Annotated in this window: 24 protein-coding genes; 19 read left to right on the top strand and 5 right to left on the bottom strand. The window is 70.4% G+C overall.

Annotation, left to right across the window (positions count from 1 at the left end):
• Nucleotides 1-155: 155 nt before the first annotated feature.
• The 3 genes from ASF75_RS10800 to ASF75_RS10790 all read left to right on the top strand — a co-directional run bounded on the left by ASF75_RS10800 (nucleotide 156) and on the right by ASF75_RS10790 (nucleotide 1,915).
• Nucleotides 156-605, top strand: a complete 450-nt coding sequence (locus ASF75_RS10800; protein ID WP_017885936.1) for a VanZ family protein — start codon at nucleotides 156-158, stop codon at nucleotides 603-605.
• 100 nt (nucleotides 606-705) lie between these two features.
• The gene (rpsO, locus tag ASF75_RS10795) at nucleotides 706-975 is read left to right on the top strand and encodes a 30S ribosomal protein S15 (RefSeq protein WP_017885935.1); all 270 of its coding nucleotides are present in this window, start codon (nucleotides 706-708) and stop codon (nucleotides 973-975) included.
• A gap of 322 nt (nucleotides 976-1,297) precedes the next feature.
• Nucleotides 1,298-1,915: a CE1759 family FMN reductase gene (locus tag ASF75_RS10790; protein ID WP_056071296.1), complete on the top strand. Its 618-nt coding sequence runs from the start codon at nucleotides 1,298-1,300 to the stop codon at nucleotides 1,913-1,915.
• A 160-nt stretch (nucleotides 1,916-2,075) separates the two neighbouring features.
• Here the strand turns inward: ASF75_RS10790 and ASF75_RS10785 are convergent, their stop codons facing one another.
• Nucleotides 2,076-3,278, bottom strand: a complete 1,203-nt coding sequence (locus ASF75_RS10785; RefSeq protein WP_031259200.1) for a hypothetical protein — start codon at nucleotides 3,276-3,278, stop codon at nucleotides 2,076-2,078.
• Nucleotides 3,279-3,559: 281 nt separating this feature from the next.
• Here ASF75_RS10785 and ASF75_RS10780 point away from each other — a divergent pair, with 281 nt between their 5' ends.
• On the top strand, nucleotides 3,560-5,839 hold the full coding sequence (locus ASF75_RS10780) for a polyribonucleotide nucleotidyltransferase (RefSeq protein ID WP_056071293.1): 2,280 nt from the start codon (nucleotides 3,560-3,562) through the stop codon (nucleotides 5,837-5,839).
• A gap of 139 nt (nucleotides 5,840-5,978) precedes the next feature.
• On the opposite strand, the gene ASF75_RS10775 is transcribed toward ASF75_RS10780, so the two are convergent.
• Together ASF75_RS10775 and ASF75_RS10770 are read right to left on the bottom strand one after the other, a co-directional pair.
• Complete coding sequence (locus ASF75_RS10775) at nucleotides 5,979-6,506, bottom strand: YbhB/YbcL family Raf kinase inhibitor-like protein (protein WP_056071290.1); 528 nt, start codon at nucleotides 6,504-6,506, stop codon at nucleotides 5,979-5,981.
• A gap of 288 nt (nucleotides 6,507-6,794) precedes the next feature.
• Nucleotides 6,795-7,442 (bottom strand): TetR/AcrR family transcriptional regulator, encoded by a 648-nt coding sequence (locus ASF75_RS10770; protein ID WP_056071287.1) that lies wholly within the window; start codon nucleotides 7,440-7,442, stop codon nucleotides 6,795-6,797.
• A 251-nt stretch (nucleotides 7,443-7,693) separates the two neighbouring features.
• Between ASF75_RS10770 and ASF75_RS10765 the strand changes: the two genes are divergently transcribed.
• Both ASF75_RS10765 and ASF75_RS10760 read left to right on the top strand, forming a co-directional pair.
• Nucleotides 7,694-9,028 carry a M16 family metallopeptidase gene (locus ASF75_RS10765; protein ID WP_040418871.1) on the top strand — a complete coding sequence of 445 codons (1,335 nt, stop codon included), beginning with the start codon at nucleotides 7,694-7,696 and terminating at the stop codon, nucleotides 9,026-9,028.
• Nucleotides 9,029-9,036: 8 nt separating this feature from the next.
• The gene (locus tag ASF75_RS10760) at nucleotides 9,037-9,639 is read left to right on the top strand and encodes a histidine phosphatase family protein (RefSeq protein ID WP_017885928.1); all 603 of its coding nucleotides are present in this window, start codon (nucleotides 9,037-9,039) and stop codon (nucleotides 9,637-9,639) included.
• Between the two features lie 49 nt (nucleotides 9,640-9,688).
• Here the strand turns inward: ASF75_RS10760 and ASF75_RS10755 are convergent, their stop codons facing one another.
• Complete coding sequence (locus tag ASF75_RS10755) at nucleotides 9,689-10,210, bottom strand: GNAT family N-acetyltransferase (RefSeq protein WP_042538451.1); 522 nt, start codon at nucleotides 10,208-10,210, stop codon at nucleotides 9,689-9,691.
• 23 nt (nucleotides 10,211-10,233) lie between these two features.
• Here ASF75_RS10755 and ASF75_RS10750 point away from each other — a divergent pair, with 23 nt between their 5' ends.
• Both ASF75_RS10750 and ASF75_RS10745 read left to right on the top strand, forming a co-directional pair.
• Nucleotides 10,234-10,980: a 4-hydroxy-tetrahydrodipicolinate reductase gene (locus tag ASF75_RS10750; protein ID WP_031259197.1), complete on the top strand. Its 747-nt coding sequence runs from the start codon at nucleotides 10,234-10,236 to the stop codon at nucleotides 10,978-10,980.
• A 14-nt stretch (nucleotides 10,981-10,994) separates the two neighbouring features.
• Nucleotides 10,995-11,459 (top strand): tetratricopeptide repeat protein, encoded by a 465-nt coding sequence (locus ASF75_RS10745; protein WP_017885925.1) that lies wholly within the window; start codon nucleotides 10,995-10,997, stop codon nucleotides 11,457-11,459.
• 19 nt (nucleotides 11,460-11,478) lie between these two features.
• Here the strand turns inward: ASF75_RS10745 and ASF75_RS10740 are convergent, their stop codons facing one another.
• Nucleotides 11,479-12,393 (bottom strand): TIGR01777 family oxidoreductase, encoded by a 915-nt coding sequence (locus tag ASF75_RS10740; RefSeq protein ID WP_056071284.1) that lies wholly within the window; start codon nucleotides 12,391-12,393, stop codon nucleotides 11,479-11,481.
• A gap of 38 nt (nucleotides 12,394-12,431) precedes the next feature.
• On the opposite strand from ASF75_RS10740, the gene ASF75_RS10735 reads away from it, so the two are divergent.
• From ASF75_RS10735 to ASF75_RS10685, 11 genes are all read left to right on the top strand, one after another.
• Nucleotides 12,432-13,262, top strand: a complete 831-nt coding sequence (locus ASF75_RS10735) for a thymidylate synthase (RefSeq protein WP_056071281.1) — start codon at nucleotides 12,432-12,434, stop codon at nucleotides 13,260-13,262.
• Nucleotides 13,262-13,762, top strand: coding sequence for a dihydrofolate reductase (locus tag ASF75_RS10730; RefSeq protein ID WP_056071279.1), 501 nt, complete (start codon nucleotides 13,262-13,264; stop codon nucleotides 13,760-13,762). The genes ASF75_RS10735 and ASF75_RS10730 overlap by 1 nt, the downstream gene beginning before the upstream one ends.
• Nucleotides 13,763-13,887: 125 nt before the next feature.
• Nucleotides 13,888-14,865, top strand: a complete 978-nt coding sequence (gene dapA, locus ASF75_RS10725) for a 4-hydroxy-tetrahydrodipicolinate synthase (protein WP_056071656.1) — start codon at nucleotides 13,888-13,890, stop codon at nucleotides 14,863-14,865.
• 49 nt (nucleotides 14,866-14,914) lie between these two features.
• A complete protein-coding gene (locus ASF75_RS10720; RefSeq protein ID WP_017885920.1) occupies nucleotides 14,915-16,591 on the top strand; it encodes a ribonuclease J in 1,677 nt (558 codons plus the stop codon).
• Between the two features lie 96 nt (nucleotides 16,592-16,687).
• Nucleotides 16,688-19,612, top strand: a complete 2,925-nt coding sequence (locus tag ASF75_RS10715) for an FtsK/SpoIIIE family DNA translocase (RefSeq protein WP_056071276.1) — start codon at nucleotides 16,688-16,690, stop codon at nucleotides 19,610-19,612.
• A gap of 5 nt (nucleotides 19,613-19,617) precedes the next feature.
• The gene (pgsA, locus tag ASF75_RS10710) at nucleotides 19,618-20,262 is read left to right on the top strand and encodes a CDP-diacylglycerol--glycerol-3-phosphate 3-phosphatidyltransferase (RefSeq protein WP_056071652.1); all 645 of its coding nucleotides are present in this window, start codon (nucleotides 19,618-19,620) and stop codon (nucleotides 20,260-20,262) included.
• Complete coding sequence (locus tag ASF75_RS10705; protein WP_156463860.1) at nucleotides 20,259-20,786, top strand: CinA family protein; 528 nt, start codon at nucleotides 20,259-20,261, stop codon at nucleotides 20,784-20,786. Before pgsA ends, ASF75_RS10705 begins: the two co-directional genes overlap by 4 nt.
• Nucleotides 20,787-20,940: 154 nt before the next feature.
• Nucleotides 20,941-21,249, top strand: a complete 309-nt coding sequence (locus tag ASF75_RS10700; protein ID WP_027464765.1) for a helix-turn-helix domain-containing protein — start codon at nucleotides 20,941-20,943, stop codon at nucleotides 21,247-21,249.
• A gap of 86 nt (nucleotides 21,250-21,335) precedes the next feature.
• Nucleotides 21,336-21,560: a DUF3046 domain-containing protein gene (locus tag ASF75_RS10695; protein ID WP_017885915.1), complete on the top strand. Its 225-nt coding sequence runs from the start codon at nucleotides 21,336-21,338 to the stop codon at nucleotides 21,558-21,560.
• A 273-nt stretch (nucleotides 21,561-21,833) separates the two neighbouring features.
• Nucleotides 21,834-22,895 carry a recombinase RecA gene (gene recA / locus ASF75_RS10690; RefSeq protein WP_027464767.1) on the top strand — a complete coding sequence of 354 codons (1,062 nt, stop codon included), beginning with the start codon at nucleotides 21,834-21,836 and terminating at the stop codon, nucleotides 22,893-22,895.
• A complete protein-coding gene (locus ASF75_RS10685) occupies nucleotides 22,892-23,806 on the top strand; it encodes a regulatory protein RecX (RefSeq protein WP_056071270.1) in 915 nt (304 codons plus the stop codon). The genes recA and ASF75_RS10685 overlap by 4 nt, the downstream gene beginning before the upstream one ends.
• Nucleotides 23,807-23,815: the final 9 nt, after the last annotated feature.

Here is a 23,815-nt window from a genome sequence, read left to right as displayed (position 1 = left end):
GGTGTCGGTGGTGCGGGCAGCGGTCGTGCCCGGACCCATGCTGACAGGTGCGGGGGAGTCCTGACCAGGGCCGAGCCGCGATCGCCCAGGAGTCGCACCGCCCGCTGACAGGAGCGCTCCAGCGACCGTGCAGGACCGTGCCGCACACTGTGCGGATGTTCCGTCGACTCCTCCTCCTCGCCCTGACCGCGGGCTACGCCTGGGTGATCTGGCGGATGACGCTGACCCCGCAGGTCTTCACCTCGGCCCAGAACTCGCTCGTGCTGCACGCGATCGCGTGGGTGCAGCAGCTGCCGCACGGTGCCTGGTTCACGTACGAGCGCACCGAGTTCCTCGCCAACATCGCGATGTTCGTGCCGGTCGGCATGCTCGCCGCGCTGTGGCTGCCCCGTCGCTGGTGGATCCTCGGCGCGCTCGTCGCGGTGGCACTGTCCACGGGCATCGAGTTCGCCCAGGCCACGTACCTGCCGTACCGCGTCGCGGACCCGCGTGACGTGCTGTCGAACGGCCTCGGCGGGCTGCTCGGCGCGACCCTGGTCGGACTCGTCCGCAGCCTGTTGCCGGACCGTCGGCGCCGACGTCGCCTGCAGCCCAGGACCGCGTAGGACTCTGGTAGTCTTGGGCGGTTGCCGTCGAACGGCCGCGGACAAAGAGCGCTCGTGCATCAGGCACGGGCACCGCGCAACGGACAGGAAGGGGATCACCATGGCACTTGACGCACAGGTCAAGCAGGAGATCATCGAAGAGTACGCGACCCACCCGGGCGACACCGGATCCCCCGAGGTCCAGGTCGCCGTTCTGACGCGTCGTATCAACGACCTGAACGAGCACCTCAAGGAGCACAAGCACGACCACCACTCGCGTCGTGGCCTGCTGCTCATGGTCGGTCAGCGTCGTCGTCTCCTCGGTTACCTCTCCGACGTCGACATCGCCCGCTACCGCACGCTCATCGAGCGCCTCGGCCTGCGTCGCTAGTCGACCGGACACACGCTTGACCGAACGCCCCGGTCCTCTCCACGAGGACCGGGGCGTTCTTCGTCTCCGGGGTGGGCGTCGCGTGCCGGGGTTCGCTCCGTCGGCGCTCCCGCTCGGACCGGTCACGACACGTCGCACGCGCTCGTCCCGCGGTCACGACTCGTCGTATCCCGCGGTCTGACTCGACACTTCGTGACCGATCGGCGGTCAGCGCGCGGGGAGTCGTGACCGACCAGCCGCCGGTCGGACGACGGGAATGGTTGCGAGGGGAGCTCGGTTGGATGCTATGTTCATGCAAACGCATCGAAAGTCGGGAAGCATCATGACCACCATCGCCGTCGTCTCCGCCGGACTCTCCGAGCCCAGCGCCACACGCCTGCTCGCCGACCGTCTGGGCGAGGCGGCCGTGTCCTCGCTCGTCGCCGAGGGCACCCCCGCACACGTCGTGCACGTGGAGCTCCGGCCGCTCGCGCACGAGATCACCGACGCGATGCTGACCGGGTTCGCCGCACCCGCACTCTCCGCCGCGATGGCCGCCGTGGTCGAGGCCGATGCCGTCGTGTTCGTCACGCCGATCTTCACCGCGGGCGTCAGTGGACTCGCCAAGTCCTTCCTCGACGTGCTCGACAAGGACTCGATGGCCGACATGCCCGTCCTGCTCGGTGCCACCGGCGGGACCTCGCGGCACTCCCTGGCGATCGACCACGCGCTGCGACCCGTCTTCGCGTACCTGCGTGCGGCGATCGTCCCCACCGGGGTGTTCGCCGCGACCGACGACTGGGGGACCGACGGCGACTCGGCCGCCCTGGACGGTCGCATCCGCCGGGCCGGAGCCGACCTGGCCTGGGCGATCCGGGCCTCCAGGCGGGCGCCGCAGGAAGCCGACGCGCTCCCCGCGACCCCGGACTTCGCGAGCCTGCTCGGCGGCCTCGGCCACTGAACAGGTGCCGAGACGCCGTCGTGTCCGCGAGACGCCGCCGAATCCGGCGGCGTCTCGTGCGTTCGCCGGCGTCTCAGCAAGACGACGGCGTCTCAGTGAGACTGCGGCGTCTCAGCAAGACGACGGCGTCAAGCAGCGCTGCAACCGACCTGCCCGGCGATCAGTACCAGTGCGGGTTGACACTCATCTCGTGCCCCCACGCCCCGCACGGCGACCCGTAGGCGCTCTTGATGTAGGCGAGGCCCCAGTTGATCTGCGTCGCGGCGTTCGTCCGCCAATCGGCACCGGCCACCGCCATCTTCTCGGCAGGGAGTGACTGGGGGATGCCGTAGGCGCCGCTCGAGGCGTTCAGGGCGTTCGCCCGCCACCCGGACTCCTGCGTCCACAGGGACACCAGGCACGAGAACTGGTCGTCGCCCCATCCGTAGGACGCCAGGGCCCCGCGCGCGTAGGCCTGGGCGCCGGCCGGGTCGACGACGACGCCGCCGGTGCTCGGGTACGACGTGCCGGAACCGCCGCCGGGGGCGCTGCCGCCACTGCTGCCTGGGGTCGGCGTGTTCGCTGCCTCGGCCGCCGCCGCTGCTGCCCGCTTGCGCTGCTGCTCCGCCTTCTGTGCGGCGACCCGCTGGCCGAGCTCGTACCCGGCTTCCTGCTTCGCGGTGCTGTCCTTGAGTGACGCGAGCTGCGCGTACAGCTCGTCGCTGTGCTGTTCCGTCGACTCGACGGCGGCGTCCGCCACCTGTTCCGCCGACTTCGCCGCGGCCGATCGTTCCTCGGCTGCCTGCGCACGCGTCGCACGTTCCGTCTCGGCTCGCTCGGCCTGCTCGTGCAGCGACGAGGCGGTGCCGGCCGCGACGGACGCGTCGTCCATCACGCCGGACCAGGTCTCCGACAGCTGGTCGAGCGCACCGAGCTGGTAGAGCAGCTGGTCCGGGTTCTTCGCGGTCGCGATCCGGGTGGTCATCTGGTTCGTGCTGCCGTCGCGGTACAGGTTCGCGGCCAGCTGGCCGGCCCGCTGCTGGGCCCGCTCCGCCGTCTGGCTCGCGTGCTGCGCCTGGGCCTGGAGGCTCGTGGCGGCCTGGGTGGCCGACGCCAGCTCCGTCTCGGCCGCGTCCGCCTTCGACGAGGCCACCAGGGCGGCCTGCGACTTCGCGGCCGCTTCGTCCTGCGCCGACTGCAGCGCGGCCTGCACCTTCTGCACCTCGGCCCGCTTCGCGGTCTCGTTGCCCTTGGCGCGCTGGACGTCCTGCCAGGTGGGGTACTCGGTGGCGTTGGCGGGCACAGCGGTCAGGGTCGGGGCGACGAGCGCGCCGACGACCACGGCGGCCGCGACGAGCACGCCCCGTGAGGGGGTGAGACGCATGTCGGCAGGCTACCGATGTTCACCAGGAGTCCAGCGAGCCGCGCCGCCGACAGCCTGAGGACTGGTAAAGTCCATCGTGTCCGAGGACTCATTCCCCGGACGTCACACACAACACTGCGCAGGCCGGGCACGGAGCTGGTCATCGGTGGTGGCTCGCGGGCCGGAACGGTTTCCCGAGTGCTTCTACTGCTGGCCAGACATGCGTCCGGAACGATCGGCGCGCACGCACCATCGAGTGCCGTCGCCACGGCCTGCCGGAAACACATCAAGGAGGCGCCCTTTTGGAGGGTCCCGAGATCAAGTTCGCCGAAGCCGTCATCGACAACGGCAAGTACGGCAAGCGCACCGTCCGGTTCGAGACCGGTCGGCTCGCTCAGCAGGCCCAGGGCGCGGTCGCCGCGTACCTGGACGAGGAAACGATGCTCCTCTCGGCCACCAGCGCCGGCAAGCACCCGCGTGAAGGATTCGACTTCTTCCCGCTGACCGTCGACGTCGAGGAGCGTTCCTACGCCGCCGGCAAGATCCCCGGTTCGTTCTTCCGTCGCGAAGGCCGTCCGTCGACCGAGGCCATCCTCGTCTGCCGTCTGATCGACCGGCCGCTGCGTCCGTCGTTCGTCGACGGCCTGCGCAACGAGGTCCAGATCGTCATCACCGTCCTGAGCATCGCTCCGGACGAGTTCTACGACGCGCTGGCCATCAACGCCGCGTCCGCGTCGACGCAGATCTCCGGTCTGCCGTTCTCCGGCCCGATCGCCGGTGTGCGCCTCGCGCTCATCGGTGACCAGTGGGTCGCGTTCCCGAAGGCCTCGCAGCTCGCCGACGCCGTGTTCGACCTGACCGTCGCCGGCCGTGTCGTCACGGACGAGGCGGGCAACGAGGACGTCGCGATCATGATGGTCGAGGCGGAAGCCACCGAGCACGCCTGGGACCTCATCCAGGGCGGCGCCACCAAGCCCGACGAGGCCATCGTCGCCCAGGGTCTCGAGGCGGCCAAGCCGTTCCTCAAGTCCCTCGTCGACGCCCAGGCCAAGCTCGCCGCGCAGTCGGCCAAGGAGATCCAGGACTTCCCGGTCTTCCCGCCGTACGCGCCCGAGGTCTACTCGGCCGTTGAGGCCCTCGCGCTCTCCGAGCTCGGTGACGTCTACAAGATCGCCGCCAAGACCGAGCGCCAGGACGCCGATGACGCGCTCAAGTCGCGCGTCAAGGAGGCCATCGCGTCGAAGGTGTCCGCGGGTGAGCTGCCCGAGGTCGCCAACTCGCAGGTCAGCGCGGCCTACAAGTCGGTCACGAAGAAGGTCGTCCGCGGCCGCATCCTGACCGAGCAGATCCGCATGGACGGCCGCGGCCTCGCCGACATCCGTCCGCTCGACGCCGAGGTCGCCGTGATCCCGCGCGTCCACGGTTCGGCGATCTTCCAGCGCGGCGAGACGCAGATCCTCGGCGTCACCACGCTGAACATGCTCAAGATGGAGCAGCAGATCGACTCGCTGTCGCCCGTCACGAAGAAGCGCTACCTGCACCACTACAACTTCCCGCCCTACTCGACCGGTGAGACCGGCCGTGTGGGTTCGCCGAAGCGTCGCGAGATCGGGCACGGCTTCCTCGCCGAGCGCGCACTCGTGCCGGTGCTGCCGTCGCGTGACGAGTTCCCCTACGCCATCCGCCAGGTCTCCGAGGCGCTCAGCTCCAACGGCTCGACCTCGATGGGTTCCGTCTGCGCCTCGACCCTGTCGCTGCTCAACGCCGGTGTGCCCCTCAAGGCCCCGGTCGCCGGCATCGCGATGGGCCTGGTCTCCGACACCGTCGACGGCCAGACCCGCTACGCGGCCCTGACCGACATCCTCGGTGCCGAAGACGCGCTCGGCGACATGGACTTCAAGGTCGCCGGTACCTCGGAGTTCGTCACCGCGATCCAGCTCGACACCAAGCTCGACGGCATCCCGTCGACGGTGCTCGACGCGGCGCTCAAGCAGGCCAAGGAGGCCCGCTCGGCCATCCTCGGTGTGCTGAACGAGGCGATCGACGCCCCCGACGAGATGGCGGACACCGCTCCTCGCGTGATCTCGGTGCAGATCCCCGTCGACAAGATCGGCGAGCTGATCGGCCCGAAGGGCAAGACGATCAACGGGATCCAGGACACCACCGGTGCCGACATCTCGATCGAGGACAACGGCACCGTCTACATCGGCGCCGTCGACGGTCCGTCGGCCGAGGCCGCTCGTGCCCAGGTCAACGCGATCGCGAACCCGACCAACCCGGAGATCGGGGACCAGTTCCTCGGCACCGTCGTGAAGATCGCCACCTTCGGCGCCTTCGTGTCGCTGCTCCCGGGCCGTGACGGTCTGCTCCACGTCTCCGAGGTGCGCAAGCTCGCCGGTGGCAAGCGTGTGGAGAACGTCGAAGACGTGCTCGGCGTCGGCCAGAAGGTCCTGGTCGAGGTCACCAAGGTGGACGACCGCGGCAAGCTGTCGCTCGCGCCGGTCGTGGCCGACGAGACCGAGGGTGACTCCACCTCGGCCGAGACGGTCCGCGCCCACGCCGAGGACCCGGCCGAGGGCTGATCCTCTCTCGCGTCCTGACGCACGAACGGCCGCCGTCCCTTCCGGGGCGGCGGCCGTTCGCCGTTGCGGGGCGTGCGTGCGGTGGGCGCGAAAGCTCGCGGCGCGGTGCGCGGTGCGCGGTGCGCGGTGCGCGTGCGCGTCAGGCGGCGGGGGTCTCCTGCGTGCCCATGAGCTGCGCGCGACCGAGCAGGTGCCCACGGAGCATGAAGCCGACGACCGCGGGGGTCGCGTCGGCCGGCGCCTCGAGCACGGGGACGTCGAGGGCACTCAACGTGAAGAAGTACCGGTGCGCGCCGTGACCCGCGGGCGGTGCAGCGCCGAGGAACGTGTCCGTGCCGAACTCGTTGCGGCGGCGGAGTGCCTCGGCGGGCAGCAGGGCGTCGTCGGTGCCGGCACCGGCGGGGAGCGAGGTCGCCGAGCCCGGGATGTCGGTCAGGCTCCAGTGCCAGAAGCCGGAGCCGGTCGGGGCGTCGGGGTCGTACACGGTCAGGACGAAGCTCTTCGTGCCCTCGGGTGCGTCCGACCACTCGAGCGCGGGGGAGCGGTCCTCGCCACCGGCGTCGGAGCCGCGCGCCGAGGTGGGCAGCGCACCGCCGTCGGCGAAGTCGGGGCTCGTCAGGGTGAAGGACGGGACGTCGGGCAGGTTCCAGTTGGGGTCGTTGGCCATGCCCCCAGCCAACACCCGCCGGCCGGGCCTGCGCTCGGGACGCGCGTGGGGCTGTGGGAGTTCGCACAGGACGGCCTGGAGGCGCGGTGCGGGGCCGCCACGGGCCTCCCGTCCGCCCCGCGGTCGCCTCGACCGCGCTGCGGAAGCGACAGATCTGCGTCGCGCGGGTGCGTCCGTGCCGCGAAGCCGACAGATCGCCGCGAACTGTTCGGGGTGATCTGTCGCTTTCGCGAAAGCGACAGTGACAGCCGACAGCCGACAGCGACAGCGCTGGCGACGAGTCGGGTGTCAGACCGCGAGCACCCGGTCGACCACGCGGTTCAGCGCCGCGGTGGCAGCGATCGCGTCGCCGGCGTAGGCCCCGGCCATCGCACCGTCACGCGCGAGCATGAGCTCGTCGGCGCCGTCGCCGGGCAGGGGGTGCCCGGCGTCGTGCAGCAGGGTCGCGAGGCGCTCGGTGTACCAGTCGCGGTGCACGGCGACGACCTGGCGGACCGGGTCGCGCGGGTCGTGGTACTCGGCGGCGGCGTGCAGGAACGCACAGCCGCGGAAGGCCGGGTCGTTGACGTCGTCGGCCAGCGCGGCGACCCACGCTCGGACAGCCCGCTCGGGGGAGCCGGCGTCGGTGATGAGCTGCTCCATCCGCTCCTGCACGCGCTCGTGCTGGGTCCGGATGTAGGCGAGGATCAGGTTGTCCTTCGACCCGTAGTGCTTGTAGAACGTCGCCTTCGTGACGCTCGCCTCGGAGATGAGGCGGTCGACGCCGACGCTGTGGATGCCCTCTTCGTAGAACAACCGCGTGGCGGTCTCGAGGACACGGACCTTCGCGCCGCCGGAGCGGGGAGTCGGGGGGACGCTCGACCCGTCCGGCGACGCGAGGTTCGTGCTCGGGCCGGGGAGACGCTGGACGGCCGGTTGGGGGGAATCGACCGTCACAGCGTGTACTCCTCGGACTCATCGGCTCCGCGACCGGAGTGGGGGGACTCGGTGGTCGCGCAGGACTGATGTCCCGAGCCGCCGGATCGGAACTTAGGGGGGCTTTCGATCCGGCGTGGCCAACTGTAGCACAAGGAGGACAGACAGACGAGTCGGTCTGTCCGCACTTCCTGTACCCCACTTCGAGTGGCACGTGGCCCGGACCGGGAAACTGGGCGGCACGCGTCGGCGGATCAGTAGGCTCGTCTGCGATGAACCAGCCAGTGCCACTGCCGCTCGGGGCCCCGGACACGTCGTTCCTGACGTCCGGTGGGGCCTTCGTCCGTCGCACCGTGTTGCCGTCGGGCGTCCGTGTGCTCACCGAGGCGGTGCCGGGCGCCGCGTCGACGAGCATCGGGTTCTGGGTCGGCGTCGGTTCACGTGACGAGCGCGACGGTCAGTTCGGCTCGACGCACTTCCTCGAACACCTGCTCTTCAAGGGCACCGAGACGCGGTCGGCGCTCGACATCGCCATCGCGTTCGACTCGGTCGGCGGTGAGCACAACGCCGCGACGGCCAAGGAGTACACCTGCTACTACGCACGGGTCCGGGACACCGACGTCCCGATGGCCGTGAACGTCATCGGTGACATGGTCACCGGGTCGGTGCTCGAGCACGAGGCCTTCGCCGTGGAGCGCGGTGTCATCCTCGAAGAACTCGCGATGGCCGCCGACGACCCGGCCGACGTCGCGGGCGAAGCGTTCTTCGCCGCGGCGTTCGGCGGGCACCCCCTCGGCCGTCCGATCGGCGGCACCCCGGACAGCATCCGTGCGGTCCAGCGCGACGAGGTGCTGGCGCACTACCGCGAGCACTACGCGCCCAACGGCATCGTCGTCACCGCCGCCGGTGCCGTCGACCACGACCGGTTCTGCGAGCTCGTCGCCGGCGTCTTCCACGACGCTCCCGACGCCGCGCCGCTGCCGCGCCGCACGCCCCAGACGGTTGCCGACCCGGTCGAGCCGAAGCTGTCCGTGGTTCACCGCCCGACCGAGCAGGTCAGCATGCTCCGCGGTTCGCAGGGTCTCGACCTGCGCGACGACCGCCGGCCCTCGCTCAGCGTCCTGAACGCCGTGCTCGGCGGCGGCATGAGCTCGCGCCTGTTCCAAGAGGTCCGCGAGCGCCGCGGTCTGGCCTACGCGGTGTCGTCGTTCGCTCCCGCCTACCTGGACAACGGTGCCTTCGGCGTCTACGCCGGCTGCGCGCCAGACAACGTCGCCGGTGTCGTCGACATCGTCGACGCGGAGTTCCGCCGGATGGTCGACCACGGCATCACCGACGACGAACTGCGGCGGGCGAAGGGGCAGATCGAGGGTGCGCTGACGCTCTCGCTCGAGGACTCCGACGCACGCATGACGCGTCTCGGCCGTTCCGAGCTCGGCACGGGGGAGTACACCGACCTGTCGACCGCGCTCGAACGCGTGGACGGCGTCACCACCGGCGGCGTGCTCGAACTCGCGCGCGACCTGCTCACCCGACCGACGATCACCTCGGTGGTCGGCGCCGTGCAGCAGGACGAACTCGCCGCGGCCATCGGGATCGGCAGCTGAACACGGACATGTCGCACTACCTGTACCTCGTCCGCCACGGCGAACACCAGGACGCCGAACACGGCCTGCGGGACGGCAAGCTCTCCGAACGCGGCAAGCGTCAGGCGACCCTGGTCGCCGACCGTCTCGGCGGCGTGCCCTTCGACGGCGTGTACCACTCGCCGCTCGAGGCCCCGAGCGAGACCGCCGCGTTCCTGTCGCAGCGACTGCCGTCGATCCAGCCGGAACCCTCGACGCTGCTGTTCGACTGCATCCCCTCGGGCCCGACGCCGGACATGCCGCACGCCTACCAGGGCTGGTACGGCGGCATCACCGAAGAGGAGATCGTCGCCGGACAAGCCCAGATGGGCGACGCCGTGTCGGAGTGGTTCACCCCGGCGCGCGAAGACCGGCACGACCTGCTCATCACGCACAACGCCGTGATCGGCTGGTTCGTCCGTGAAGCGTTCCAGGCGCCCGAGTGGCGCTGGATGGGCACCAACGTCGCGCACACCGCGCTCACGATCATCCGGATCCGCTCGGCGAAGCCGGCCGAGGTCGTCACGCTGAACGACCTGGCCCACCTGCCGGTGGAGCTGCGCACCGGGCTGCCGGTCGACCAGCCCGTCTAGCGGCCGCCGGTCCGGTTCGCGGTGGCGCGGCCGGGAGGCCCGTGGCGGCTCAGGCGTCCGGCCCGCGGCCCGTCCGGGTCGGGGCCACCGCCTTGCGGTACCAGGCGGTCGCGTTCGGGTTGTCGTTGAACGGCTCGACGCGTTCGTAGCCGCGGCTGCGGTACAGGGCGGCCGCGGCGACGAGTGAGTCGTTCGTGTCGAGGACGATGCTCGTCGCGCCGAGGTCGGCACCGGCCCGTTCGAGCAGGTCCATCACGGCCGTCGCGACCCCCTTGCCGCGCCCGGCCGGTGTCACGAAGACGTGCTTGACCTCGAACCGGACGTCGACGGCGCCGGCTGCGTCCACCCCGTCCGCGATCCGCCGGAGCCCCCCGCACCCGATCGCGACGCCGTCGTCGTCCGCCAGTGCGAAGACACCGTTCGGCGGCGTGAACTCGGCCGCGGGGGTGCGCTTCCGTGCGTACGTGCCCTGCGCGCTCGGGAACGTCGCCTCGCGCTCGTCCAGGTACGCGTCGAGCAGGACGTCGACCTCGGGCAGATCGGCCGGCACGGTCCTGACCTCGACTGACATGCGTCGATCCTAGGATGGACCGCATGGTCACTCCCGTCGCCGTCGTCGGCGCCACCGGTCGTCTCGGGGGCCTCGTGGCCGCCGTCGTCGAGGAACTCCCGGAGTTCGAGCTCGTCGCCCGTCTGTCCTCGAAGGACGGCGCCCACCAGGCACCCCCGTCCGTCTTCGGCGGCGCGGCCCTGGTGGTCGACGTGACGGTGCCGTCGCTCAGCCCGGCGATCGTGGAGAATGCGCTGTCGAGCGGCGCGAACGTGCTCGTCGGTACCTCCGGCTGGTCGCTCGACCGCCTCGCGAAGCTCCGCACCGGGCTGCAGGAACGCCCGGAGCAGGGGGTGCTCGTCGTCCCGAACTTCTCGATCGGCTCGGTGCTCGGCACCCACCTGGCCACGATCGCGGCGCCGTGGTTCCCGGCTGCCGAGATCGTCGAGACCCACCACGCCGGCAAGATCGACTCACCCTCGGGCACCGCGGTGCGCACGGCGGAGCTGATGGCCGACGCCCGGCGCGATGTCGGGCCGGTGGACGCTCCACACGTCGACCAGCGCGCCCGTGGTCAGCAGGTCGCCAGTGTGCCCATCCACTCGCTTCGGCTGCCCGGGGTGAAGGCCGTGCAGGACGTCGTGCTGAGCGGCCCCGGCGAGACACTGACGATCCGGCACGACACCAACGACGACGTCGCCTACGTGGCGGGCATCCGTGCGGCGCTCGCGAACGTGGTGTCGGCGCGGGGGCTCACCGTGGGCCTCGGCAGCGTCCTCGGCATCGGCTGAGGGCCGTGGGTCGCATGGAGCGGGCCGGACGCACGATCCGCTCGCCATTCTGGGGTGCAGCACTGATGGCGGTGCTGCTCGCCCTGTACATCGTTCTCGTCGGACAGCGTGCCGTGGCCTTCATCGCCACCGGCATCCCGATCGGCATCGGCATCGGTGTCGCACTGTTCGTCGTCGCCGCGATCGGCGCGCTCCTGCTCGTCCTGGAGTTCCGCTTCGGCATCCGCATCACGCGGCTCGGCGCACGGCTCGAGGCCGAGGGCGGCACACCGGACGACGTCGTCCCCGTGCGGCCGTCGGGTCGTCCGATCCGCGACGCCGCCGACGAGCTGTTCCCGCGGTACCGCGACGCGGTCGAGCAGGACCCGGCCGACTGGCGTGCCTGGTACCGGCTCGGTGTGGTCTACGACGCCGCGGGCGACCGCAAACGTGCACGGTCGGCGATGCGCACCGCCCTGGCGCGCGCCGCCGACCGCTGACCCCCGGTCTGGTGTCCGATCAGAAGACGGCGTCGATCGCGTCCGCCGCCTGCGTGTACCGGAACGTGTAGCCGGACTCGAGCAACTTCGTGGGGACCATCCGCTGGCTCGACAGGAGCATGTCGTCCGCGGCGTCCCGCAGCGCCAGGCGCAGGGCGAACTCGGGGATCCGGAACAGGTAGGGGCGGTGCAGCACCTCGGCGATGTGCTTCGTGATGCGGTCGGCGACGACCGGCTCCGGGCCCGCCAGGTTCACCGGGCCGGAGACGTCCGGAGCCGCGGTCGCCAGGTGCACGATCGCGCCGACCTCGTCCTCGAGGGCGATCCAGGGCCAGTGCTGGCCGCCGGTGCCGAGTCGGCTGCCGACGCCGAGCTTGGTCAGCGGGACGAGGGGTGCGAGCGCGCCGCCGCCCTTGCCGATCACGATGCCGGTCCGGAGCGTGATGACCCGGACCCCCGCGGGGGCGGCGTTCGCGGCCGACTCCCACGCGGTGCAGACGTCGGCGAGGAACCCCGTGCCCGGGGCGGCGTCGTCGGGCAGCACGTCGGCCGGACGGTCGCCGTACACGCCCGAGGCCGAGCCCGACAGGAACAGCGCCGGGGGAGTGGTCGCGTGCCGCATCGCCTCGACCAGGGTGTCGGTGGCGTCGATGCGTGAGCTGCGGATCTCCTTGCGGTACGCGTCGGTCCACGGCAGCTTGCCGATGTTCGCGCCGGCCAGGTTGATCACGACGTCGGCGCCGTCGAGGATCGCCGGGTCGAGCGGACGTCGCCCCGGTGCCCAGCGGAACTCGGTCGCGGTGCGGGCTTCCCGGCGCACGAGCGTGGTGACGTGGTGCCCCGCCTCGCGCAGGGCGCGGACGAGTGGGGTCCCGATGAAGCCGGACGAGCCGGCCACCAGGATCGAGAGCGGTTGTTCCGTCGTGTCGGGCATACCGGCAACGCTACTCACACCGACGTAGGCTTCTGTGTGTGACCGACAGCGAGACCGTACAGCCCGACGCTTCCGTCCCGACCCCCTACGAGGACCTGCTCCGCCGGGTCCTGACCGAGGGCTCGCCGAAGGGCGACCGCACCGGCACGGGGACCCGCAGCCTGTTCGGTGCACAGCTCCGCTACGACCTGTCGAAGGGTTTCCCGCTCGTCACCACGAAGCGCGTGCACTTCAAGTCGATCGCGTACGAGCTCCTCTGGTTCCTGCGCGGCGAGGGCAACGCGACCTGGCTGCAGGAGCAAGGTGTCCGGATCTGGAACGAGTGGGCGGACGCCGACGGCGACCTCGGCCCGGTGTACGGCGTGCAGTGGCGATCCTGGCCCACCCCCTCGGGTGAGCACGTCGACCAGATCGCCCAGGTCATCGAGCAGATCAGGACGAACCCGGACAGCCGTCGGCTCATCGTCTCGGCGTGGAACGTCGCCGACGTGCCGGACATGGCGCTCGCCCCGTGCCACGCGTTCTTCCAGTTCTACGTCAACGACGGCAAGCTCTCGTGCCAGCTCTACCAGCGGAGCGCCGACATGTTCCTCGGCGTCCCGTTCAACATCGCCTCGTACGCGCTGCTGACCCACATGATCGCGGCGCAGACCGGGCTCGAGGTCGGCGACTTCGTCTGGACCGGCGGCGACTGCCACGTCTACGACAACCACGTCGAACAGGTCGAGGAGCAGCTGTCCCGCACGGCGTACCCGATGCCGACGCTCGAGCTCGCGCCGCGCGACTCGATCGACGACTACGAGTACGAGGACTTCACCGTCGTCGGGTACGAGCACCACCCGGCGATCAAGGCCGCGGTCGCCGTCTGATGATCGGCATGGTCTGGGCCCGCTCGACCGCCGGCGTCATCGGTGCCGACGGGGGCATGCCCTGGCACGTGCCCGAGGACCTGGCGCACTTCAAGCGGGTCACCGGCGACGCGACCGTGCTCATGGGCCGGCGCACGTGGGAGTCCCTGCCCGAGCGGTTCCGCCCCCTGCCCGGTCGGCGCAACGTGGTGCTCACCCGTGACACGACGTGGACCGCCGACGGTGCCGAGGCGGTGCACGACCTGCAGGCCGCGCTCGAAGGCGACGACGGCACCGACGAGACCGTCTGGGTCATCGGCGGCGGCCAGGTCTACGCCGCGGCGCTCGACCGTGCCGATGTCGTCTCCGAGACCGTGATCGACGTCGACGTCCCCGGCGACACCGTCGCACCGACGCTCGACGAGACTGCCGGTTGGACGCTCACCGACGAGGGCCCGTGGCAGGAGTCCCGCAACGGCGGCACCCGCTACCGGTTCCTGGAGTGGCAGCGCCGCGCCTGAGCGCCCGCACGCGCCGGGCGTGACCGGCGGGACGGACGTGATCCGGGCCTCCCGGCCGCGCCGCAGGCAGGCGACCGTCCACACGGACGGCGGCCTCCGCGCGCATCCCCGGTACGCTGGTGCCCGTGTCCCCGCGTGAGAATCCCTTCGGTCAGGTCCTCGTCGCCCTCGTGACCCCGTTCACGGCCGACGGAGAGGTCGACTGGCCCGGCGTCGAGCAGCACATCGACGACTGCATCACCGCCGGCGCCGACGGCATCGTCGTCACCGGCACGACCGGCGAGACGTCGACGCTCACCGACCCGGAGAAGCTCCGGCTGGTCGAGGTCGGCAAGTCCGTCGCCGCCGGCCGCGCGAAGATCATCACGGGTGGTGGCTCGAACGAGACCGCGCACGCCATCCACCTGTACAAGCAGAGCGAGAAGGCCGGCGCGGACGGCGTGATGATCGTCACGCCGTACTACAACAAGCCGACACAGTCGGGTGTCCTCACCCACTTCCGGATGATCGCGGACGCCACCGACCTGCCGGTGATCCTGTACGACATCCCGGGCCGCACCGGCATCCCGATCACCTACGACACGATCCTGCGTGCGTCGAAGCACCCGAACATCCTCGCCGTGAAGGACGCCAAGGGCGACTTCGCCGAGGTCTCGCGCGTGCTGAACAACACCGACCTCATGTACTTCTCCGGTGACGACACGAACGTGCTCCCGCACCTGTCGATCGGTGCCACCGGCCTGATCGGCGTGACGGCGAACATCACGAGCGTGCCGTACCGCACCATCGTCGACGCCGTGAACCGGGGTGACCTGGCCACCGCGACGGCCGAGCACAAGCGACTCGAGCCGCTCGTCCGCGCCGTGATGACGCACGTTCCCGGTACCGTGGCCGCCAAGTACATCCTGCACGGGCTCGGCCGCATCGGCAGCCCGCGCGTCCGACTGCCGCTCGTCGGCCCCGAGGACTCCGAGGCGTACGCCATCGAGACCTCACTCGAAGCCGTGCGCGACGTGCCCGGCGCCGACTTCTCGAACTTCCGCCCCGACCGCAACGCGGCGGCCGGCGGTGCACTACCGAAGGTGCCAGGCACCACCCGCTAGCGAACACCGCGGCGCGCAGCACGCACGTCGCCCGAATCCGTAGGACCGAATGCCCACACAAGTCTCCACACCGCAGCCGCTCGAGAACGGCACCCTCCGCGTGATCCCCATCGGGGGCCTCGGCGAGATCGGTCGCAACATGACCGTCTACGAGTACGAGGGCAAGCTGCTCATCGTCGACGCCGGCGTGCTGTTCCCCGAGGAGCACCAGCCCGGTGTCGACCTGATCCTGCCGGACTTCACGCCGATCCGTGACCGCCTCGACGACGTCCTCGGTGTCGTGCTCACGCACGGCCACGAAGACCACATCGGCGCGGTCCCGTACCTGCTGAAGCTCCGCGACGACATCCCGCTGATCGGCTCCACGCTGACCCTCGCGCTCGTCGAGGCGAAGCTCAAGGAACACCGGATCAAGCCGTACACGCTCGTCGTGGCCGAGGACCAGACCGAGCAGATCGGCCCGTTCCACCTCGAGTTCGTCGCCGTGAACCACTCCATCCCGGACGCCCTCGCCGTCGCGATCACGACCCCCGCCGGTCGTGTCCTGCACACGGGTGACTTCAAGATGGACCAGCTCCCGCTGGACGACCGGATCACCGACCTCCGCGCGTTCGCCCGTCTGGGCGAGGCCGGCGTCGACCTGTTCCTGCCGGACTCCACGAACGCCGACGTGCCGGGCTTCACCGCTCCGGAGCGCGACATCGGCCCGGTGCTCGAGAACATCATCATGCGCGCCCGCAAGAAGGTCGTCGTGGCGAGCTTCTCGTCACACGTGCACCGCGTGCAGCAGGTCCTCGACGCCGCCGCGGCCGCGAACCGCAAGGTCGCGTTCATGGGCCGCTCGATGATCCGCAACATGACGATCGCCGCCGACCTCGGGTACCTGCGGGTGCCGGAGAACGTGCTCATCGACACGAAGAAGGCGAAGAACGTCCCCGACGACCAGATCGTCTACATGTCGACCGGGTCGCAGGGTGAGCCGATGGCCGTCCTGGCCCGCATGGCGAACCTCGAGCACCAGATCGAGATCGGCGAGGGCGACACCGTCATCCTCGCGTCGTCGCTCATCCCGGGCAACGAGAACGCCGTGTACCGCGTGATCGACGGGCTGACCAAGCTCGGCGCGAAGGTCGTGCACAAGGGCAACGCCAAGGTGCACGTCTCCGGACACGCCTCGGCCGGCGAACTGCTCTACTGCTACAACATCCTGCGACCGCGCAACGTGCTCCCCGTCCACGGCGAGCACCGTCACCTGTACGCGAACGCCGACCTGGCGATCCAGACGGGCGTCCCGCCGCGCAACGTGATCCTCGGTCAGGACGGCATCGTCGTCGACCTGAAGGACGGCGTCGCAACGGTCGCCGGCCAGCTCGACATCGGCTACGTCTACGTCGACGGCTCCACCGTCGGCGAGATCACCGACGCCGACCTGAAGGACCGCCGTGTCCTGGCCGAAGAGGGCTTCATCTCGGTCTTCTGCGCGGTGGACTTCACCACCGGGCAGTGCGTGATCGGCCCCGAGATCCAGTCGCGCGGCTTCGCCGAGGACGACTCCGTCTTCGACGACGTGCGTCCGCAGATCGCCAAGGCGATCTCCGAGGCCGCAGCCAACGGCACGCGCGACTCGCACGCCTTCGCGCAGGTCGTCCGTCGCACGGTCGGTCGTTGGGTGAACACGAAGCACCGTCGTCGTCCGATGATCGTCCCGGTGGTCATCGAGGCGTAGCCTCCGTCCCCGCCCTGGAGGCCCGTCCAGCGTCCGTCACGGACGCTGCGGCGGGCCTTCCTGCGTTTGTCCTGGGCGGGCGTTAGGGTTCTGCCCATGGCCGGAGGCACCAAGTCGACCACGCGCTCGCGCGCGTCCACGTCGTCCCGTGGCAACGGGACGCGCGGTTCGTCGCGCACCCAGGCCACGACGAAGAAGCTGCCGCAGGCCGCACCCACGCCGGTGTTCCGCGAGCAGAACCCGCTCGTGACCTTCTGGCTCGCGATGGCGCACGGCGTCGGCGCGATGTTCCGGCTGCTCGGCAAGGAGACCCTCGAGAAGGACCAGCGGCGCGACGGGTTCCCGTTCCTGCTGTTCCTGCTGGCCATCGCCGGCGGGGTCGTCGAGTGGCTCAACCCGACCAACAGCGTCTCCGTCGCACTCGACGCGTACACGTTCGGCGGGCTGTTCGGCCGCCTGGCATTCGCCCTGCCGGTCATCATGATCGTGTTCGCCGGGTGGCTGTTCCGGCACCCGGCCTCGGTGCACGACAACACCCGGATCGGCATCGGTCTGGGCGTCCTGATCGTCTCCATCGCCTCGCTCTGCCACGTCTTCGGCGGCCGACCGAGCGCGGCCGACGGCATGCCCGCGCTCGCTGCCGCCGGTGGGGTGCTCGGCTGGGTGGTCATCGGCTGGCTCGTCACGATCGCGACCGCGTGGGTGGCCGTGCCCGTGGCGATCGTGCTGCTCGTGCTCTCGCTCTTCATCATCACCAAGACGCCGCCGAACAAGCTCGGTCGCCGGCTGCACGAGCTCTACGCCTACCTGTTCGGTGCCCCGGCGCCCGCTGCCGAGCCGGACGCGGACGCCGCCGCCGCGGCGGAGCCCGCCGCCCGCACCCGCACCTCGAAGCGCGGCAAGAAGGGCGACGCCGACTTCCAGCTGTTCGACGACCTCGGGTTCGGTGACGAGCAGGCCGCTGCCGACGCCGAAGCCGGCGGCGACAACGTGCCGTGGTGGCGCCGCAACAAGTCCGGACGCGAAGAGGACCCGGCGTACGACAGCCCGGTGCTCCCGCCGGCCACCGGTGTCGCGCCCGCTGCCGCGCCCGTCGCGCCCGCTGCTCCCGTCGCCCCCGTTCCGAGCCCGAACGCCGGTGCCGCCGCAGGGCTCGTCGACCTGACACCGGCCGAGCCCGCGTCGGTCAACCTCAACGACTCCGTCGAGCAGGACCTGCAGGACGCCGAGCAGGCCCTCCGCGCGTTCGGCACCGACGTCCCCGCGCGCCCGGAGCCGACCGCCGACATCCGTCCCGCGGTGCCCGAGGTGCTGTCCGAGCCCGAGGTCGTCGACGAGCCCGAGGACATCGACGCCGCCGCCGAGCTGAGCGCGGCCGCCGCCGGGCCCGACGACGACCCGTCGAAGCCGTACCGACTGCCGGCCGCCACCACCCTGAGCTCCGGCACGCCCTCGGTCGCGCGCAGCCAGGCGAACGACGACATCGTCGCCGCCATCACCGGGGTGCTCACCGAGTTCAAGGTCGACGCGAAGGTCACCGGGTTCTCCCGCGGGCCGACGGTCACCCGGTACGAGATCGAGCTCGGCCCGGGCGTCAAGGTCGAGCGCGTCACGGCCCTGTCGAAGAACCTGTCGTACGCGGTCGCCTCGAACGAGGTCCGCATCCTGTCGCCGATCCCGGGCAAGAGCGCGATCGGCGTCGAGATCCCGAACACCGACCGCGAGATCGTCTCGCTCGGCGACGTGCTGCGCTCGAACGCCGCGCGCAAGTCGAAGCACCCGATGACGATCGGCGTCGGCAAGGACGTCGAGGGCGGCTTCGTCGTCGCGAACCTGGCGAAGATGCCGCACCTGCTCGTCGCCGGCTCCACCGGTTCCGGCAAGTCGGTGTTCATCAACTCGATGATCACGTCGCTGCTGATGCGCGCGAAGCCGTCCGAGGTCCGCATGGTCCTGGTCGACCCGAAGCGCGTCGAGCTCTCGATCTACGCCGGCGTCCCGCATCTCATCACCCCCATCATCACGAACCCCAAGAAGGCGGCCGAAGCGCTGCAGTGGGTCGTGAAGGAGATGGACATGCGGTACGACGACCTGGCGTCGTTCGGGTTCCGCCACGTCGACGACTTCAACAAGGCGATCGAGAACAACGAGATCGTCCTGCCGGCGGGCAGCGAGCGGAAGCTCAAGCCGTACCCGTACCTGCTGGTGGTCGTCGACGAGCTCGCCGACCTGATGCTCGTGGCACCGCGTGACGTCGAGGAATCGATCGTCCGCATCACCCAGCTCGCCCGCGCCGCCGGCATCCACCTGGTGCTCGCGACGCAGCGGCCCTCGGTCGACGTCATCACCGGCCTGATCAAGGCGAACGTGCCGTCGCGCATCGCCTTCGCGGTGACGAGCGTCACGGACTCCCGCGTCATCCTCGACCAGCCCGGCGCCGACAAGCTGATCGGTCAGGGCGACGCGCTCTTCCTGCCGATGGGTTCGTCGAAGTCGCTCCGCGTGCAGGGCGCCTGGGTGCAGGAGGGCGAGGTCGCCGAGGTCGTCCAGCACGTCACGCGGCAGGCCCAGCCCGAGTACCGCCAGGACGTCCAGGCCGTGGTCGAGCGCAAGGAGATCGACGCCGACATCGGCGACGACCTCGAACTGCTGCTCGCGGCCGTCGAACAGGTCGTGTCGACCCAGTTCGGTTCGACGTCGATGCTGCAGCGCAAGCTCCGCGTCGGCTTCGCCAAGGCCGGTCGCCTGATGGACCTGATGGAGTCGCGCGACATCGTCGGACCGTCCGAGGGCTCGAAGGCCCGCGACGTCCTGGTGACCGCCGACCAGTTGCCCGCGGTGCTCGCGAAGCTCCGCGGCGAGGAGCCGCCCGCCGCGGCCGCTCCGGCAGCGCCGGCACCGACGCCGTCCGGCGACGGTGACCGCTACGGTGCCGACCCCGTCGGGGACATGACCCGCGGGTACGATGAAGTCCACGACGAGCCCGATGAGGACGCGTGGGGACTGACGGGCAGGGAGTGACGGCGATGACCGCCTCGGACAGCACGAACACCACGCACGGCGCACGGTTCCCGTGGCGCGGGCGGCTCTTGCGCAAGGGCCCCGGCCCGGCGTCGACCGCGAACGTCGCGAACATCATCACGGTGGTGCGCATCCTGATGGCGCCGCTGTTCTTCGTCCTGCTGCTCACCGACGCCGGGAACGACGGGCCCCTGCGCATCTGGGCCGCGGTCGTCTTCGTCGTGGCGATCGTCACGGACAGCGCGGACGGCATCATCGCCCGTCGGCAGAACCTGGTCACGGACTTCGGCAAGCTCGTCGACCCGATCGCCGACAAGGTGCTCATCGGGGGTGCGCTCGTCGCGCTGTCCATCCTGCATGAACTGCCCTGGTACGTGACCGTGCTGATCATGGTGCGGGAGATCGGCATCACGGTCTTCCGGTTCGCGGTGCTCTCCGACCGGGTGATCCCGGCCAGCCGCGGCGGGAAGATCAAGACCGTGCTGCAGGCCGTCGCGCTGACGGCCGCGCTGTTCCCGTGGTGGAGCCTGGTCGGTGACTGGGCACACTGGGTCAACGGCATCCTCATGACCGCCGCGTTCCTGGCAACGGTCCTGAGCGGGATCGACTACCTCTGGCAGGCATGGAAGCACAACCGCACCACCGCATGACCATGCCCGACCGTTCGACCGAGGCCGCGCCCGTCGAGCCGGTCGCACCGGGTCTCATCGCCGAACTGACGGCGCGGGGCGAGACCCTCGCCGTGGCGGAGTCGCTGACCGGCGGACTCGTCGTCGCGACCCTCGTCGACGTGCCCGGGGCGAGCGCCGTCGTCCGCGGTGGCGTCGTGGCGTACGCGACGCCCGTGAAGCACTCCGTGCTCGGGGTCTCGGAGGACCTGCTCGAGGCCGAGGGCGCCGTGCACCCGGAGGTCGCCCGGCAGATGGCCGCCGGTGTCCGGATCGCGCTGTCCGTCGACGGGGAGCCCGCAACGTGGGGGATCAGCACGACGGGTGTCGCCGGCCCGGACCCGCAGGACGGCAAGCCCGTCGGCACCGTGTACGTGGGGATCGCCTCCGCCGCGGGCGCCGAGGCCTTCGAGCTGCACCTCGACGGTGACCGGGGAGCAATCCGTCACGCCACCGTCTCCGAACTCCTTGCACGGATGTCGTCCGAGATCCGGGGCCGGGAATAGGTCCCGTTTCCACTGGGTTACATCTCACGAAATCTCCAGCAGTACGGCAGCCAGCCTGGCTAACATGCTGCAACCGGCAACGCTATTGTTGCTGAACCCGAACTCGTTCCACCGGACCGAGCGGGCGCGGAGACGACAGAGAGGAGGAGTTCTCATGGTTCTCGTTCGTCAGGAAATCGGCGATGTGCTCCGGGACTTCCGCTTGCAGAAGGGCCGGACCCTCCGTCAGGTCGCGTCCAAGGCCAGTGTCGCGCTCGGGTACCTCAGTGAGGTCGAGCGTGGGCAGAAGGAAGCCAGCTCGGAGATCCTCGCGTCCGTCGCGGATGCTCTGGACACGCCCATCTCGACCATCATGCGCGAAGTGGGCGACCGCCTCGCGATCGTCGAGGGGCTGACCCCCGTCCCCGACACGCTCCCGGACGACCTCGTCGCCGAGTTCGACAACGACCTCGCGGTGCGCTGACCGCACTGCACCGAACGCCCTCGCCGGTCCTTCCCGGCGGGGGCGTTCTGCGTTCCGGCCCGCGACGACGCGCTTAGGCTGGTCGGATGCGCGTGAGTGAGTTCTGGCGAGCCGTCGACCAGGTGTTCGGCGAGGCCTACGGGTCCGTGGTCACCCGTGACGTCGTGCTCGAGGGTCTGGGCGGTCGCTCGGCCGTGGACGCCCTCGCCGCCGGCATCGACGCCCGCCGGGTGTGGGATGCCCTGTGCGACTCGCAGGACGTCCCGATGGACCGTCGGCACGGCAAGGGCCTGGCCGAACCCCAGGACTGAGCGCGGTCCTGCAGGGTCCGGCACCCGAAACTGTGTTCGGCGTGTTGCTCGAACGCGTGTTCGATCGGTGGTAACTTCCTCCACAGCGGCGTCGCCCGGATGCTCCATCCACAGATCGCGTGACCGTCGGCAGTGATGTCGGTGGCTCGCCATAGGTTGATGGACATCGGGAACAGCCCGAAGCCTTGTCGCAGAACCATCGGCCTTGCACCATCGGCCGGCGTGGACGCGACAGCCTACAGGCGGCCGAACACGAGCACGAAGGAGCACTCCATGCCATCACCGGCAGACCGCGAAAAGGCCCTCGAGACCGCACTCGCACAGATCGACAGGCAGTTCGGCAAGGGTGCGATCATGCGCCTCGGTTCGGACGAACGCGCCCCCGTCAACGTCATCCAGACCGGGTCGGTGGCGCTGGACGTCGCGCTCGGCATCGGTGGCCTGCCCCGCGGCCGCATCGTCGAGATCTACGGCCCGGAGTCGTCGGGTAAGACGACCCTCACCATCCACGCCATCGCCAACGCCCAGCGCGCCGGTGGCATCGCGGCCTTCATCGACGCCGAGCACGCGCTCGACCCCGAGTACGCCAAGAAGCTCGGTGTCGACATCGACGCCCTGCTCGTGTCGCAGCCCGACACCGCCGAGCAGGCGCTCGAGATCGCGGACATGCTGGTCCGCTCCGGCTCCATCGACCTCATCGTCATCGACTCCGTCGCGGCCCTCGTGCCCCGTGCCGAGATCGAGGGCGAGATGGGTGACTCGCACGTCGGTCTGCAGGCCCGCCTCATGTCGCAGGCACTGCGGAAGCTCGCCGGTGGCCTGAACCAGACGCAGACCACGATGATATTCATCAACCAGCTGCGCGAGAAGATCGGCGTGTTCTTCGGTTCGCCGGAGACCACCTCGGGCGGTAAGGCGCTGAAGTTCTACGCGTCCGTCCGCCTCGACATCCGTCGCATCGAGACACTCAAGAGCGGTACCGACGCGGTGGGCAACCGAACGCGCGTCAAGGTCGTCAAGAACAAGATGGCGCCGCCCTTCAAGCAGGCCGAGTTCGACATCCTGTACGGCGTCGGCATCTCGCGCGAAGGCTCGCTGCTCGACTTCGGTGTCGACCACGGCATCGTCAAGAAGTCGGGCGCCTGGTACACGTACGACGGCGACCAGCTCGGGCAGGGCAAGGAGAACTCGCGTTCGTTCCTGATCCAGAACCCCGAGATCGCTGCCGACATCGAAGGCAAGATCCTCGCCAAGCTCGGCGTCGGCGGCGCCAAGGCCGAGGACGCTCCGGTCGAGTCGATCGCGCCGAAGCTCGCGGAGCGCAAGGGCGCGTGAGCACCGACCATGACGACGACGGCCTCGCACCGGTCACCGACCTGTTCGGTGCGAGGTCGCGTCGTCGCGCTCCCGTCACCCCGGTGACGTCCGCGATCCCCGCACCGCCGGTGTCACCGGACGAACCACGAGACGTCGACGGGTGGGCACTGCCGGAATCCGGCGACGCTCGGCCGGACGAGTTCCCGGCACCCTTCGACGCCGATTCGCCGGTGCCCCTGCACGGTGCCCGGGGCCCAGCAGCATGGGTGTCGCCCGTGATCGGTGACGGCAGCGGGCGCTCGACCCGTGCCGAGCAGGACGGCTACGACTCCGAGACCGCAGACGCCACCACCGCGTCGGTGTTCTCCATCGCCGGCGGCGAGGAGATCGACCCGGCCGACGCACCTCGTCCGCTCGACGAACAGCGCGCGGACGCCGAACGGCTCAGCCTGCGTGCCCTCGGTCGCAAGGGCGTGAGCGAGTCCGAGATGCGGACCCTACTGCTGCAGCAGGACCTCGACCCCGACGTGGTCGAGCACGAGATCGAACGGTTGACCCGTGTCGGGCTCCTGGACGACGTCGCCCTCGCCACCGACCTGGTCGACCGGCTGCACGCGCGCAAGGGCCTCGGCCGCCAGGGGGTCGTCACCGAACTCCGACGCCGGGGGATCGACCAGGTGGCGATCGACACCGCACTCGACGAAGCCGCCGACGACGAGGACGACGAGTTCCTCCGCGCGCAGGAACTCGCCGACAAGCGAGCGCCGCAGATGCGCGGCCTCGACCGGGCCACCGCGGAACGCCGGCTGTCCGGCTTCCTGATGCGCAAGGGCTACAGCTCCGGCGTCGTCCGGATCGCTGTCGCACGCGCACTCGACGGCGGCGGCAGACGGCCGCCTTCCGGCCGCGGGACCGTGCGGTTCGAGTAGCCGCTCCGA

Source organism: Curtobacterium sp. Leaf154 (assembly GCF_001424595.1).
Lineage (GTDB): Bacteria > Actinomycetota > Actinomycetes > Actinomycetales > Microbacteriaceae > Curtobacterium > Curtobacterium poinsettiae.
The sequence above is the reverse complement of the archived record's forward strand: the minus strand, read 5'-3'. Positions and strand labels throughout refer to the sequence as shown.